Here is a 14,075-nt window from a genome sequence, read left to right as displayed (position 1 = left end):
TTTTTTCACCATCAAATAATATGGAAAATACAATTACAGTAAATGAGGCAATAAGCAAAGGAAAAATAAGACTTGTTCATTTACCTATGATAGTTATTATTGGAATTATAATTTTAGGCTTTATTTTATATTATATGAAAATAGTACCTGGATGTAGTATTCCTATAACTTTTGTTCTTGGTTTTTTATGTGGATGGCTAACATGGAGTTATTTTGTTAATAAATGGAAAATTTGGGCATTTGAAAATGTGCGAAATGTTAACGAATTAAGACGAAAGGCAGTTGATCAGAAACTAATTTGGGAAAACGATAGCTGGTTTGAAAAAACAGAATTTAAAAGTCTTTCTCAAAAAATAAAACTAGAAGAATTAGAGAAAAAATTTCTTGAAAATGATGTTTACAAAGATGATATTAGTATACCTAAAGAAACATTAATTTTTTATTCAAAAAATACTCTAATATTTTTATTGATAATAAGCTTAGGATTGATTTCTTTGGGAGTATATTTTCTTTGGGAGAAAGAATACTTTGCTATATTTATTTCCGCTTTTGGTTTTTACATGGCTTACGAGCAAATTAAAAAATTAAGCGACAACGACCCACAAATCATAATTAATGATAAAGGAATTCAATTAAAGAATAAAAAACTTAAATCTTGGAGTAAAATCTATAATGATAGAGTATTTACAAGATCAAGTGGAAAAAACTCTAGAAATTATCTTTCATTTAATAATGAAATGATTGAAATTGACGATTTAAGTATAAAATTTGATGAATTAGAAACTCTACTCCATGTTTACAGAGTACGTTTTGAAAATAATCACTAAGTAATTATAAACTTCCCTTTTTCAGCATCAAAAATAATATGCTCATCTTTAAATAAAGTAGCAAAACTTCCATTCGAAATTAAATTGCAAGGCTGATCCTGAACTACATTTTCCGGTGTCATAATAATCATTTCGTCACTTAACTGAATCGCCAAATCGATATCGTGTGTTGAAAACAAAATGCATTTTTGAGTTTCCTGCGTTAGCTTTTTAAGTAATTTAAACAACGAAACTTTATGTAATAAATCAAGATGTGTTGTAGGTTCATCTAAAATAATCAGCGGAGTATCTTGTGCCAAAGCTCTTGCGATTAAAACTTTTTGCAATTGACCGTCACTAATTTCATAATGTCTTTTTGTACCTAAATGTTCGATTTGCGTTAATTGCATCGCTTCCTGAACTTTCTCGATATCAGTTTGAGTTAAAGATCCAATCCAGTTGGTATACGGCTGACGGCCTAAAGCCACTAACTCAAAAACGGAGAGATTACTTGGTGGTAATTTTTCCGTTAAAACCAAACTTAAATTCTGAGCTAAATCTAAAGGTTTGTAAGTTGCTATATTTTTATCATTCAAAAAAACATTTCCAGACAAAGGTTCTTGAATTCCTGTAATCGTTCTAAGCAAAGTCGATTTCCCGATTCCGTTTGCGCCAATTAGAGAAATGAGTTTTCCTGAGTTTAAATTCAAATTTAAATTTTCAGCAATGGTCACAATTCCTTTCTTGGATTTGTATCCAATGGTTAAATTTGAAGTATTTAAAATAGTTGTCATTCTAAAGTCGCTAAGGTTCGAAGATACTAAGTTACTGAGTTTTTTTTGCCACAGATTAAAGGATTAAAATGATTAATAATCTGTCTGAATCTTTTTAATCTGTGGCAAAATTATTTTACTGAAAATTTCTTTTTCGCATTAATAACCAAACAACAACCGGCGCACCAATAATTGATGTAATTGCATTTATAGGTAATGTTGTTTCTAATCCCGGTAATTGAGTTACGATATCACAAAACAACATAATTATTCCGCCGTAAAAAAAAGTGCTCCAATATAAAACAGCGTGATTACTGGTTTGAAAAGTAAGCTTTGCAATATGTGGAACTGCCAATCCAATAAAAGCAATTGGACCCGCAAAAGCCGTTACACTTCCTGCCAGAATACTTGTTGCAAATATGATGATTAATTGTGCCTTTTTATAATTCAGTCCCATGCTTTTGGCATAATTTTCACCCAAAAGCAAAGCATTCAAAGGTTTGATACTACTTGCACTTAAAAGCAAACCAAAACTTATGCAAACAGCCAAAACAGCAATCGATGTCCAGGAAAGATTTCCAAGACTTCCTAATGACCAAAAGGTGAATTTTTGTAATTGTTCAGCCGAACTAAAATACGTTAAAACGCCAACAATAGCACTTGTAAAACTAGCAAACATAAGCCCGATAATTAAAATTGCCATTGTATTTCTTAACTTTTGTGCGACTAATAAAACGAGCATCAAAACCGAAACACTTCCTAAAGTTGAAGCCAAAACAATTCCGTATGGAGATAATAAAATTTCGTTTAAAAAAGCGGGCAATAAACCTGCTCCCAAAATAACAATTGCTACCGCCAAAATTGCTCCCGAACTTAATCCTAAAACATCCGGGCCAGCCAATGGATTTCTAAATAATGTCTGCATTAGCAAACCACTTATAGACAAACCAATTCCGACCAAAAACGCCGTAATTGCTTTTGGCAAACGATAATTAATTATGATATATTCCCAAGTCGATTTGCTCGCTTGTCCGCCGGTTAAACTTGTATAAACTTCTTTAAACGGAATTGTAATCGAACCCAGACTTATGTCTAAAAAAAACATCAACAAAAGTGCTAAGCCAAGTATCGAAAACAGAATTATATTTCGTTTTTTATTTATCAATGATCTTAATTTAATTTAGAAGCAAAAGTAAATTCGTAGCTCGGTAATAAATCAGGATGAAAAATCTTGATATAATCCTTTAAAACTAAATCCGGGCGGCTTGGAGCCAATTCGTAATAAACTGTTCCTCCGGTTGCTCCAAATTTACCTTCAAAAGTATAAACATTTTTAGAAGTAAAAGCATCAAATTGTGTGTAATGCGGATTACTTTTTCCAAACTCTTCCAACGTTTTAAATGAACCTGAAGCAATCCAGAAATTAGCTGTTTTTGCTTTTACCAATACTTTTTCAAAAGATAAACCTTCGCTTCCGGTACCTTTTAAATCTGCCCATAAATAATTAGCCTGGGCATCTTTCATAAATTGGGCAACCCAGCTATTTCCTTTTGCTACGTACCAAACATCTTCATACATAGAACCGTATAAAACGCTTGAAGTTGCAGGTTTATCTGCCACAAGTTTCTTTGCCTGATTGTAACTCAAAACAATTTTATCAAACAATTCTTTGGCTTGATCTTCTTTTCCAAATAAAGCACCGTAAAGTTTAATCCATTCTGCTTTTCCAAGCGGAGATTGTTCCATCCAATCGGCCTGAATAAAAACATTTAAACCGCTTTTTTTCAAATTATCCAGCATCGGATTATTGTTGTCTACTCCAAAAGTAACAATCAAATCCGGTGATAATTCTATTAATTGTTCGATGTTTAATTTCTCGTTCTGACCAACATTTTTAACAGATCCTTTATCGATTAATGCTCTTGTTTTTTCAGAAGAAACATAATCCGTATGAGGAAAACCTACTAATTTATCTTCTACATCAAGCATTTCAAGAAACGGAATATTGGTTGTTGAAGTTACCACTACAGATTCTAAAGGAACTTTAATCGTAGTATATTTTTGCAAACTATCCGGAACTTTAGCTTCTTTTTCTTTTAAAATATAAGTGAATTTTGCATTCGCATTTGGCCACGGATCTAATACTGTTACAACAGAATATCCTTCATGTTTTACGATGGAAAGTCCTGAAGCATATTCGATACTATTTTGGGGAATTTCAGATTTTACGATCTCTGTCGTTTCATTTTTCTTACATCCAACAAGAATAAAAAAAGATAAAACAAAAATAAATTTAGGAGATAAATTTTTCATGTGTAGGTTATATTGCTTTTATAGATAGTTTATTGTTGTTTTCACCACTATTTAGTGGCTTAATTTTTTTACGAATGAATAAGTGCATTTTTCAATAACGACAAAGGTAACGCAATTTCTATTTTTTTTATTTACCTTTATTCTTACAAAACCAAATAAGTTTATTATTGCGATAATATGAATACCACAAAAATAAAAATTTGCTCAAGTTGCGAATCTACTTTTTCCTGCGGAGATATTTCTGTTGAAAACAAATGTTGGTGTAATGAGTTTCCTCCCATTTTTAATCTTTCAGAAGGAGGAGATTGTCTTTGTCCGACTTGCTTTAAAGAAGCATGCGTAGACAAAATTGATGCTTATGTCGAAACGATAACTCCCGTAAAAGCACTACAAAATAAAGCTGTATCTTTACCAAAAACCGAAAAACTTCTCGAAGATATTGATTATTATATCGAAAATGACAAGTATGTTTTTACAACCTGGTTTCATCTAAAAAGAGGAAATTGCTGTGGAAATAATTGTCGGCATTGCCCTTATTAATTGTTAATTATAAATTGTTAGTTGTTGATTATGAAAAACAACATTGTTAAGAATAGGAGTTTTGATTTTGCTATCAGAATTGTAAAATTATATCAATATTTATGTAACGAAAAGAAAGAATTTATACTTTCTAAACAACTTTTAAGATCCGGAACCAGTATTGGCGCAATGGTACGTGAAGCAGAACACGCCGAAAGCAAAAATGATTTTGTACATAAATTTGCTATTGCCCAAAAAGAAGCTAATGAATCTGTTTATTGGTTAGAATTGTTAAAAGCAACTGATTATTTGAATAATAAAGAGTTTGAAAATATTCATAAAGATGCTATCATAATATTAAAACTAATAACCAGCATTATTAAGACCACCAAGAATAAACAATCCCTCCTAAAAACTAACAATTTATAATTAACAATTAACAATGATTCATCTAATTACTGGCGGCGAAAGATCTGGAAAAAGCAGTTATGCCCAAAATCTGGCTTTACAACTTTCTAATTCACCTATATATGTAGCAACAGCCCGAAAATGGGATGATGATTTCGAGAACAGGATCGATCGCCACCAAAAAGAACGTGATAAACGTTGGACGAATATTGAAAATGAAAAATACTTAAGCGAAATTGATTTCTCCGGGAAAGTAGCTTTAATAGATTGTGTAACACTTTGGCTGACCAACTTTTTTGTTGATAATCAAAATGATGTAGATTTGAGTTTAGAAGAAGCCAAAAAAGAATTTCTTTCGATTGCTAATCAGGAAAATGTTACATTAATTATTGTGACAAATGAAATTGGAATGGGTGTTCATGCCCAAACTCACATAGGAAGAAAATTCACTGAACTACAAGGCTGGATGAATCAGTTTTTGACAGCAAAAGCAGATGAAGTCGTTTTGATGGTTTCAGGAATTCCGGTTAAGATAAAAGGGTGAAATTCGAAAAAATAAATTCCAAATTCCAATTTGAAAACATGAAATTATTGCGTTTGGAATTTAAAAATTGAAAGTTTAAAAATTATGAGCTATTTAGATAATATTTTAAAATCGCGTCGTGATACCCGACATTTTACTACTGATGAAGTTCCGGACGAAGTGATTGAAAAAGCGCTACAAGCTGGACATTGGGCGCCTTCGGTTGGATTAACGGATGCTACAAGATATTATATCATTAAATCGGCCGAGGTAAAAAGTGCGATTAAAGATTTGTTTTTAGATTATAATAAAAAGGCCGAAGAACTTACAGATAATCCGGAACAAAAGGAACACTATAAATCACTAAAATTAGAAGCAATTGAAGAAGCTCCAATCGGACTTATTATTGCATACGATCGCGCTGTTTTAAACAAGTTCACAATAGGAACTGTTGGAAGCAATGAAGCCGTGAAATTCAGTTCGGTTTGTGCTGCTCAAAATATTTGGCTTTCACTTACAGAACAAGGCTTTGGAATGGGTTGGGTTTCGATCTTGAATTATTATCAGTTTAAAAAAATACTTAATTTACCTGATAATATTGAACCTTTAGGCTATTTCTGCATAGGAAAACCGGCAACCAATTATGACAATCAGCCCATGTTGCAGCAATTGCACTGGAAACAAAAATCTGAAGCACCGGATTGTAAAGAAATTAAAAATATCACTGAAAGCCCTGTTTCTGATTTTTACTTAGAATCTCAATCCGAAAATAAAAATGAAAGCGATTTCAACAGACTTCTTCAGGAAAAAATCGATTCTAAAACAAAACCGCTTGACGCTTTGGGAACTTTAGAGATCGTGGCTTTTCAGATGGCAACAGTTTTTGAAACTTTAAATCCCAGAATAACAAACCCAAATATTGTCGTTTTTGCTGCAGATCACGGAATTGCAAATCAAGGCGTTAGTGCTTATCCGCAAGATGTTACGCGACAAATGGTTGGTAATTTTCTGGAAGGCGGCGCTGCCATAAATGTATTTTGTAACCAGAATAATATTCAATTATCAATTGTTGATGCGGGTGTTAATTATGATTTTCCAACAAATTCGAATTTAATCAATGCTAAAATTGCTAAAGGTACTCAGTCGTTTTTGCACGCTCCGGCAATGAGCGAAACTGAATTGCAATTGTGTTTCGAAAAAGGAAAATTAATTGTTGAAGAAATTGCTAAAACAGGTTCAAACTGCATTGGCTTTGGTGAAATGGGAATTGGAAATACGTCAACAGCTTCTGTTTTGATGAGTCTTTTAACTAATTTTTCTATTGAAGAATGCGTTGGAAAAGGAACCGGAGTTGCTGACGAAAAACTACTTCAAAAACAAGAAATCCTAAAAAATGCTATTCAAAATTATTCCGGTCAAGCCGATTTGATGCAGCAACTTGCTTATTTTGGAGGTTTTGAAATCATTCAAATGGCAAGCGGAATGTTGACGGCTTTTAAAAATAAAATGCTCATTTTAGTTGATGGTTTTATTTGCAGCGTAGCTTTTTTAATCGCTTCAAAAATAAATCCGAATATAAAAAAGAATGCTGTTTTTTGTCATTGCTCTGCAGAAAAAGCACATCAAAAATTATTACATTATTTAGAAGTTAAACCTATTTTAAATCTCGATCTACGTTTAGGCGAAGGAACTGGCTGCGCAATTGCTTTTCCTATTTTAAAATCTGCTGAAGCTTTTTTGAATGAAATGGCTAGTTTTGAAAGTGCAGGAGTTAGCAGGAAGTAAGTTCTTAAAATTGTTGTATATGTCGTTAATAAAAGTTTATATCCATTTTGTATGGAGCACAAAAAACAGATTTCCCTATCTCGATTCTATAGAACTACGTCAAAAAGTTTGGAATCATATAAAAGAAAATGCTAAAGAAAAAGGAATTTTTATTGATTTTATAAATGGATATTCAGATCATTGCCATTGTATTATTTCACTAGGAGTTGATCAAAATATTCAAAAAATAATGCAATTGATAAAAGGAGAATCTTCCTTTTGGATTAATAGAAATAAATTAACTAAAGAAAAATTCGAATGGCAAGATGAATATTTTGCTGTTTCAGTTTCTGAATCTATAATTGACAAAGTGAGGGATTATATTAAAAATCAAGAAATTCATCATAAGAAAAAAACTTTTCAGGAAGAATATGAGGAAATTATTAGCAAATTTGGATTTGGTAAATAGAATTTGGCTAAAGCCTTTTCACTTCTCAATCATTACCCCCAGATAAATCTGGGGGCTATTCAAAAACACATTAATAAAAATAAACTTTATAGACAATCAACAATTGAATAGCCAACACCTTTAGGTGTTGGTACAAAAAATGTCCACAAAGTAGGCTTTAGCCAAAACATTTCAACACTCAAAATAAATGAAAAAAGAACTACATATTTTCATTACCTGTTTAATGTTTTACACCAGAATTCCCTGTCCTAAAAACATCGATCATAATCCTGATTATTTAAATAAAGCTACACGATATTTTCCTTTTATCGGATGGATTGTTGGCTCTGTTTCTTTTGCTGCTTTTTATCTTTCCTCACTTTTTCTCTCAATAGAAACGGCTGTTATTTTAGCAATTATAACTTCTGTATTAACTACTGGTGCTTTTCATGAAGATGGTTTTGCAGATGTTTGCGACGGATTTGGCGGTGGCTGGACCAAAGAGAAAATCTTGATTATCATGAAAGACAGCGCGATCGGAGCTTATGGAGCGATTGGTTTGGTGTTGCTTTTTTTATTGAAATTTAAATTGTTATCTGAATCTATTTTACTTTTTACAAATAACAATTCACGTCTTTATATTTTTCTTTTATTTATTTCTGCACATGCATTAAGTCGTTTGGCGGCAATCAGTATTATTTTTACGCATCAATACTCGCGTGATGATGCTTCGAGCAAAAGCAAGCCCATTGCCAATAAACATAGTTGGAAAGAGGTTTTTGGTTCATTTTTCTTCGGATTAATTCCTTTGTTTGCACTCTCCTATTTTCAATATAAATTTTTACTTGCCTTAATTCCGGTTTTTTTAACCCGTTATTTTCTGGCTCGTTATTTTCAAAAATGGATTGATGGTTATAGCGGAGATTGTTTAGGTGCAACACAACAGGTTTGCGAAGTGATTTATTATTTAAGTATTCTTTTGATATGGAAATTTATCTAGTTCGCCATACAGAAACAATTTGCGAAAAAGGCATTTGTTACGGACAATCTGATGTTGGTTTGGCTGAGCCATTTGAATCTGTTTTTGAAAATATCCTTTCACAATTGCCTACAGAAGCCATAATTTTTTCAAGTCCTTTAAAGCGTTGTGCAATTTTGGCAAAACATATTCAAAAGCATATAAAAGCCATTTCTTATCAGGAAGACAATCGATTAATGGAAATGAATTTTGGGGATTGGGAATTGAAAAACTGGAACGAAATTCTGCCAGAACAACTCAATCCGTGGATGGAAGATTTTGTAAATATTCCGGCCACAAACGGAGAATCTTTTATTGAATTACATAACAGAGTTAATGATTTTTTATCCCTTCAGATTTCAAAAGAAATTACAACGCCAATTATTATAGTTGCTCATGCCGGAATCATCAGAAGTATTTTATGCCATCAGACTTCTTTACCATTAAAAGACGCTTTTCAGAATAAAGTTGATTTCGGGCAAGTAATAAAAATAGTACTTTAATAGCTGTTTTGTTTAGAATTTGGCACAAAAAGCGAAACAAATTTGAAAATTCGCTAATTTTAACTTTATCTTTGCACGAAATTAAGGTTGCGTTTATTTTAGACGCATTAAAAGGGAATCAAGTTAAAAAGCTTTAATAAAAATTAGCCATAAATCTTGAGCTGTACCCGCAACTGTAAGCTTAGTTCTTAAAAAGAATGCTTGTTGTTAACTACACACCACTGCTCGCCCCCAAGCGAATGGGAAGGTAAACAACAAGACGCAAAGCCAGGAGACCTGCCTTTTATAACAAATATCGAACTCTCGGGAAAAAGAGTGTAGAAATTATGACTTTAAAAAAACGTTTTGCATTTTGTCTACTATTGTTGTGCCAAATTATTTCGGCGCAGAATGACTCTATTACCAAACTTAAAGAAGTTGTAGTATCTGATGTTAATCTTAAAAAATACTCTGGTTCGCAGTCTGTTCAGGTATTGAATGACTCTGTTATTAATAAAAACCAAGCTTCATTAACCTCTCTTTTAAATTACAATACTGTTATTTATTTTAAAGAAAACGGACTTGGAATGACTTCTGCTCCATCTTTTAGGGGAACAACAGGCGCACAAACTGCAGTTATCTGGAATGGACTAAATATAAATTCTCAGTTTTTAGGTCAGGCCGATTTCAATACTATCGGAACAAGAGATTTTAATTCTATAACAGTAAAAGCCGGAGGAGGAAGTGTTTTATACGGAAGCAGTGCGATTGGCGGAAGTATTCACCTGAATAATGACTTGAGGTTTAAAAAAGAATTCTCAAATCAATTATTCTTTAGTTTAGGAAGTTACAATACTTTGAGTGCAAATTATCGCGCTATTGTTTCATCTGATAAATATAGCCTTCAAGTTAGTATTTCGAGAAATAGTTCTGATAATGATTTTAAATATCCGGGAACTACTGATGAGAGAAACATCAACGGAGAGTACTACAATACGAGTATGAATACTACTTTTGGGTATAAATTAGATTCTAAAAATACACTAAAAGTATACAGCCAGTTTTATGATGCTGAACGTCATTTCTCTTTGACTTCTCCCAATGGAAGTAAAACAAAATATAATGATTTTAATACCCGAAATCTATTAGAATGGGAAAGTATATTCAATCGTTTTACTTCTAAATTAAAAGTGGCTCATATTGGAGAATCGTACAAATATTTCTCTAATATTAATTCGGAATTATTTACGTACGGAAAAGTCGAAACTTCTACTATTAAATACGATTTGGCTTTTGATGTAAATGATAAAATCAAACTAAACTCAATTATTGATTATAATCGGAATAAAGGGTATGGATCCAGCATTGATAATGTAAAAAGAGAGGTTGGTTCGGCTAGTTTATTATTAAGCCATGTATTGAGTGATAAATGGGATTATAATGCCAGTATCCGTCAGGAAATAACCGATAATTATGGCAATCCTTTTCTTTTTTCTTTTGGAAGCCGCTATCAATTCACTGATTTTTATCGTGTAAAACTAAATGCTTCAAAAAATTTCAGAATGCCTACTTACAATGATTTATTTTGGGAAGGAAGCGGGAATCCAAATTTAAAACCGGAGACTTCCTATCAGGCTGAAATTGGCAATGAATTTTTCACCAAAAACTTTTCTTTATCGATAACTACGTATTACAATTCTATTAAAGATTTATTACGCTGGGTACCAACAGAAGGTGGCGGAGATGTGTGGTCTCCTGAAAATACTGATAAAGTAAGAGCTTACGGTGCCGAAGTGCTTTTAGAATGGAAAACAAAAATAGAAAATCACAATTTCACTCTTAACGGTACATACGCTTATACTATTTCGGAAAGTAAGCAATTAATAAAAGGAGAATATGTTTACAAGCAATTGATATATGTTCCTTACCACAAACTAACGGGATCGGTTTCGTATAATTGGAGAAAAATATCTTCTTATTTTCAATACTTATATAATGGAGATGTTTACACAACTCCTTTTAATAATCCCACTACCAAAGTAAAAGATTATAACATTGGTAATGTTGGGGCTGATTATGATTTTGGAAAAAAGAACAGCTACAAAATTGGATTACAAGTACTAAATGTCTGGAACGAAAATTATCAACCTGTGGTTAATCGACAAATGCCGGGAAGAAATTATACTATATACATAAACCTTAATTTTTAAATATCATGAAAAGATTTAACAAACTATTTTTAGCAGTCATTGTAAGCTCGGCATTTTTTGTGTCATGTAGCAGTGATGATGACAATGATACTCAGGAACCTCGTGGAGATTATGAAGGAGGATTATTTATTGCAAACGAAGGTCTATTTGAATCAGCGAATGGAAGTGTTTCATACTTATCTGATGATTTACAGATTGAAAACAATGTTTTTTCTTTGGTAAATGATGGAAAAAAAACGGGTGATATTGTACAATACATTGGTTTCAATGGAGATTTAGCTTATATCGTTGTAAACTATTCTAATAAAATTGAGGTTGTTAACAGATATACATTTAAAAGTGTTGCTACCATTACTGCAAATATAAATAACCCAAGATATATTGCTTTTGCAAACGGGAAAGGATATGTTACAAACTGGGGTGAAGGCGGCAGTGCAACAGATGATTATGTGGGTATACTTGATCTTGCTTCAAATACTATTACTTCTAAAATTTCTGTAGTTGAAGGTCCTGAAAGAATAATTGAGAATGACGGCAAACTTTACGTAGCTCATAAAGGAGGATGGAATCAAGGAAATTCTTTAACTGTAATCAACGCTACAACAAATACAGTTGTAACAAATTTTGTAGTAGGAGATGTTCCTGGTACATTGGTAAAAGACAACGGAACATTATATGTTTTATGTGAAGGAAGACCATATTATGCAGATGAAACAGCTGGTAAATTAGTTAAAGTTAGCCTAAGCAACAATACAATTACTTCAACTATTAATTTTGAAGGTTTAGATCACCCGGGATTTTTAGACATTGAGAGCAGCAAAATATATTATACTGTAAATAAGAATGTTTATACTGTGCCAACAACGTCAACAACATTATCGACTACTCCAATATTTACAGCTGACGTTTCTGCAATTTATGGTTTTGCTGTAAAAAACAATAACATATTTGTTGCAGATAATGGAAACAGAATAGATCCAGGAGAAATTTCAATCTATTCTTTAACAGGAGCATTAAATAAAACATTCGATGTAGGAATAGCTCCAAACGGTTTTTACTTTAATAACTAATAAACGCAAACTAAAAAATACTTGGAATTATTTTTTAGACAATCAATTTACTTTATTTTTTTTATTTTTTTTGGAAAAAAAAAGGCTTTCAGAAATGAAAGCCTTTTTTATTTATTTTAGTGATCTTAAAAGTCCCTCGGGAGCTTTCTCTACATACATTTGATTTCTGATTCCGTTTATTGATTTAGAATCTATAAATGTTCGCAAAGCTTCTCCTCTGTCCTGCTGTACTCTTTTTGTTGCCGTGCCTGTAATAGCTGAAATAGCTGCATTTAATAATGGCTCAGATGGATCTCCTAAAACGCCCAATGTAGAAATATATTCTAATTGCTTATAAGTTGGCTCAAGTCCGTTCGTATATTCTCCAAAACCAGTTGCATTTACAATTTTAAGCACCAAAGGCTGCATCGCATATTTATGATTTGGATTTACTTTTGTTTTTGTAAAAGTTTCTGAATCATATAAGGTTACAGATCCAACATTTTTTCCAACAGTAACATCTCCAACCTGAACTACAGTAATATATGGCGCCAGACCATTAATTACCAATTCACTTGCAGATGCAGTTCCGTTTGTAGTCAGTATATAAACTTTTGTTAAGCGTAAACTGTTTAAAGGTTGTCCGTTGATATTATCTACAAATCTATTATTTAGCGATTCAGGATCTTCACTTTCATAATACGAGTTTACCTTATTATTCCATTTTTCTTTAGCAAAAATCTGATCTTTAAATTGTCCGGTAATCAAACTTGCTAAACGTGTCGCTGTTTGAACAGATCCTCCCCCATTATATCTTAAATCCAATACAAGTTCTGTAATTCCTTGTGCCGATAATTGCCCAAAAGCATCGTTTAATTGAGAATCATAATTAGGATAAAAGCCGTTGTACATTAAATAACCAATTTTATGACTTCCGGAAGTAATTACTTTATTGACTAAAATAGGATTTTCATCCAAAGTAGTTTTTACCAATGAAACCGATTTTCCATTAGATACATAAGTAGTTCCGTTATATTGCGCCAGATTTAATGTATAACTATCAGAATCTAAAAGTAATGATTCGTAATTAGAAACCGTAAGCTGAGTTCCGTTAACTCCTGTAAATAAATCACCGCGTTTTACACCTTTTGCAGCAGCATCAGAATTAGGGATAACATAACGTACAAAACCAAATACATCTGTTGAACTTCCCGGCATATAGGTTAATTTAAAATCTATTCCATTATTTTTAGTTGTTCCCTGAAGTTCTCCTTCCAAAACTGAATAATCTTCAACAATCCAGCTAAAACGGTCTATAGCTTCTCCCTTTGGAAATTTGCTAATTGGTTTGTTTAATAAATCCTGAAACAAGTCTTCCGGTTTAGAATATCCTCGTAAATAAGAATTCAAAGCCTCTTGTGTATTAAAACGATCGTCTGCTAAAGTAGGAACATCTGCCTGCCACAAATAAAACTGATTTAATCCTTTCCAGATGAAATCATTTATTTGCAAATCTGCCGGAGCATCAACATCATCTTGATCTTCACAAGACTGCAAAGAAAAGGCCAGCAAAAATATTAATAGTATACTTTTTAAGATTGGTTTCATAAAGCTTATTTTGGTGTGGTATTATCCTATTAACGTAAAATTACTACCTTTAGTTTTAACAATTACAAATTTTGTTAATTTTTTCTATAAAAAAATTAACATCATCGCTGTAACAAAAATAATACTGCCTCGTCTTGACTATATAAGCGCTCCA

At 32.2% G+C, this 14,075-nt stretch carries 14 protein-coding genes and 1 riboswitch; of the genes, 10 read left to right on the top strand and 4 right to left on the bottom strand.

What is annotated here, in order from left to right:
• The first annotated feature begins 20 nt into the window (after positions 1-20).
• Positions 21-827 carry a hypothetical protein gene (locus tag GKZ86_RS19445; RefSeq protein WP_154784711.1) on the top strand — a complete coding sequence of 269 codons (807 nt, stop codon included), beginning with the start codon at positions 21-23 and terminating at the stop codon, positions 825-827.
• On the opposite strand, the gene GKZ86_RS19440 is transcribed toward GKZ86_RS19445, so the two are convergent.
• From GKZ86_RS19440 to GKZ86_RS19430, 3 genes are all read right to left on the bottom strand, one after another.
• Positions 824-1,600: an ABC transporter ATP-binding protein gene (locus tag GKZ86_RS19440; RefSeq protein ID WP_154784710.1), complete on the bottom strand. Its 777-nt coding sequence runs from the start codon at positions 1,598-1,600 to the stop codon at positions 824-826. The two genes, GKZ86_RS19445 and GKZ86_RS19440, sit on opposite strands and share 4 nt — an antisense overlap.
• Positions 1,601-1,715: 115 nt before the next feature.
• On the bottom strand, positions 1,716-2,744 hold the full coding sequence (locus GKZ86_RS19435; protein ID WP_228526618.1) for an iron ABC transporter permease: 1,029 nt from the start codon (positions 2,742-2,744) through the stop codon (positions 1,716-1,718).
• Between the two features lie 5 nt (positions 2,745-2,749).
• Positions 2,750-3,892, bottom strand: a complete 1,143-nt coding sequence (locus tag GKZ86_RS19430; RefSeq protein WP_154784708.1) for an ABC transporter substrate-binding protein — start codon at positions 3,890-3,892, stop codon at positions 2,750-2,752.
• A 177-nt stretch (positions 3,893-4,069) separates the two neighbouring features.
• Here GKZ86_RS19430 and GKZ86_RS19425 point away from each other — a divergent pair, with 177 nt between their 5' ends.
• The 9 genes from GKZ86_RS19425 (at position 4,070) to GKZ86_RS19385 (ending at position 12,334) form a co-directional block, all read left to right on the top strand.
• On the top strand, positions 4,070-4,432 hold the full coding sequence (locus tag GKZ86_RS19425) for a DUF5522 domain-containing protein (protein ID WP_154784707.1): 363 nt from the start codon (positions 4,070-4,072) through the stop codon (positions 4,430-4,432).
• A gap of 30 nt (positions 4,433-4,462) precedes the next feature.
• Positions 4,463-4,840, top strand: a complete 378-nt coding sequence (locus tag GKZ86_RS19420) for a four helix bundle protein (RefSeq protein WP_154784706.1) — start codon at positions 4,463-4,465, stop codon at positions 4,838-4,840.
• Between the two features lie 13 nt (positions 4,841-4,853).
• Positions 4,854-5,363, top strand: coding sequence for a bifunctional adenosylcobinamide kinase/adenosylcobinamide-phosphate guanylyltransferase (cobU, locus tag GKZ86_RS19415; RefSeq protein WP_154784705.1), 510 nt, complete (start codon positions 4,854-4,856; stop codon positions 5,361-5,363).
• Positions 5,364-5,447: 84 nt separating this feature from the next.
• Positions 5,448-7,127, top strand: a complete 1,680-nt coding sequence (gene cobT / locus GKZ86_RS19410; protein WP_154784704.1) for a nicotinate-nucleotide--dimethylbenzimidazole phosphoribosyltransferase — start codon at positions 5,448-5,450, stop codon at positions 7,125-7,127.
• Between the two features lie 19 nt (positions 7,128-7,146).
• Entirely contained in the window at positions 7,147-7,575 is a 429-nt protein-coding gene (gene tnpA / locus GKZ86_RS19405) for an IS200/IS605 family transposase (protein WP_154784703.1), read from the top strand.
• Positions 7,576-7,762: 187 nt separating this feature from the next.
• Positions 7,763-8,554, top strand: coding sequence for an adenosylcobinamide-GDP ribazoletransferase (locus GKZ86_RS19400; RefSeq protein ID WP_154784702.1), 792 nt, complete (start codon positions 7,763-7,765; stop codon positions 8,552-8,554).
• Positions 8,539-9,075 (top strand): alpha-ribazole phosphatase, encoded by a 537-nt coding sequence (gene cobC, locus GKZ86_RS19395; RefSeq protein ID WP_154784701.1) that lies wholly within the window; start codon positions 8,539-8,541, stop codon positions 9,073-9,075. Before GKZ86_RS19400 ends, cobC begins: the two co-directional genes overlap by 16 nt.
• A 67-nt stretch (positions 9,076-9,142) precedes the next feature.
• Positions 9,143-9,374: riboswitch (cobalamin riboswitch) on the top strand.
• A 27-nt stretch (positions 9,375-9,401) separates the two neighbouring features.
• Positions 9,402-11,264, top strand: coding sequence for a TonB-dependent siderophore receptor (locus tag GKZ86_RS19390; protein WP_194632592.1), 1,863 nt, complete (start codon positions 9,402-9,404; stop codon positions 11,262-11,264).
• A 5-nt stretch (positions 11,265-11,269) separates the two neighbouring features.
• Positions 11,270-12,334, top strand: a complete 1,065-nt coding sequence (locus tag GKZ86_RS19385) for a YncE family protein (protein ID WP_154784700.1) — start codon at positions 11,270-11,272, stop codon at positions 12,332-12,334.
• 111 nt (positions 12,335-12,445) lie between these two features.
• On the opposite strand, the gene GKZ86_RS19380 is transcribed toward GKZ86_RS19385, so the two are convergent.
• On the bottom strand, positions 12,446-13,921 hold the full coding sequence (locus GKZ86_RS19380; protein ID WP_154784699.1) for a S41 family peptidase: 1,476 nt from the start codon (positions 13,919-13,921) through the stop codon (positions 12,446-12,448).
• Positions 13,922-14,075 lie beyond the last annotated feature (154 nt).

Origin of the sequence: Flavobacterium sp. LC2016-13 (assembly GCF_009707955.1) — a bacterium.
Classification (GTDB): domain Bacteria; phylum Bacteroidota; class Bacteroidia; order Flavobacteriales; family Flavobacteriaceae; genus Flavobacterium.
Note: the sequence above shows the minus strand (reverse complement) of the source record. Positions and strands in the feature narration are given on the sequence as shown.

Bases quoted from the DNA above. Each gene is read 5' to 3' on its own strand.
- GKZ86_RS19445 (WP_154784711.1), top strand. From the start codon at position 21: ATGGAAAATACAATTACAGTAAATGAGGCAATAAGCAAAGGAAAAATA.
- GKZ86_RS19440 (WP_154784710.1), bottom strand. From the start codon at position 1,600: ATGACAACTATTTTAAATACTTCAAATTTAACCATTGGATACAAATCC.
- GKZ86_RS19430 (WP_154784708.1), bottom strand. From the start codon at position 3,892: ATGAAAAATTTATCTCCTAAATTTATTTTTGTTTTATCTTTTTTTATT.
- GKZ86_RS19425 (WP_154784707.1), top strand. From the start codon at position 4,070: ATGAATACCACAAAAATAAAAATTTGCTCAAGTTGCGAATCTACTTTT.
- GKZ86_RS19420 (WP_154784706.1), top strand. From the start codon at position 4,463: ATGAAAAACAACATTGTTAAGAATAGGAGTTTTGATTTTGCTATCAGA.
- cobU (WP_154784705.1), top strand. From the start codon at position 4,854: ATGATTCATCTAATTACTGGCGGCGAAAGATCTGGAAAAAGCAGTTAT.
- cobT (WP_154784704.1), top strand. From the start codon at position 5,448: ATGAGCTATTTAGATAATATTTTAAAATCGCGTCGTGATACCCGACAT.
- tnpA (WP_154784703.1), top strand. From the start codon at position 7,147: ATGTCGTTAATAAAAGTTTATATCCATTTTGTATGGAGCACAAAAAAC.
- GKZ86_RS19400 (WP_154784702.1), top strand. From the start codon at position 7,763: ATGAAAAAAGAACTACATATTTTCATTACCTGTTTAATGTTTTACACC.
- cobC (WP_154784701.1), top strand. From the start codon at position 8,539: ATGGAAATTTATCTAGTTCGCCATACAGAAACAATTTGCGAAAAAGGC.
- GKZ86_RS19390 (WP_194632592.1), top strand. From the start codon at position 9,402: ATGACTTTAAAAAAACGTTTTGCATTTTGTCTACTATTGTTGTGCCAA.
- GKZ86_RS19385 (WP_154784700.1), top strand. From the start codon at position 11,270: ATGAAAAGATTTAACAAACTATTTTTAGCAGTCATTGTAAGCTCGGCA.
- GKZ86_RS19380 (WP_154784699.1), bottom strand. From the start codon at position 13,921: ATGAAACCAATCTTAAAAAGTATACTATTAATATTTTTGCTGGCCTTT.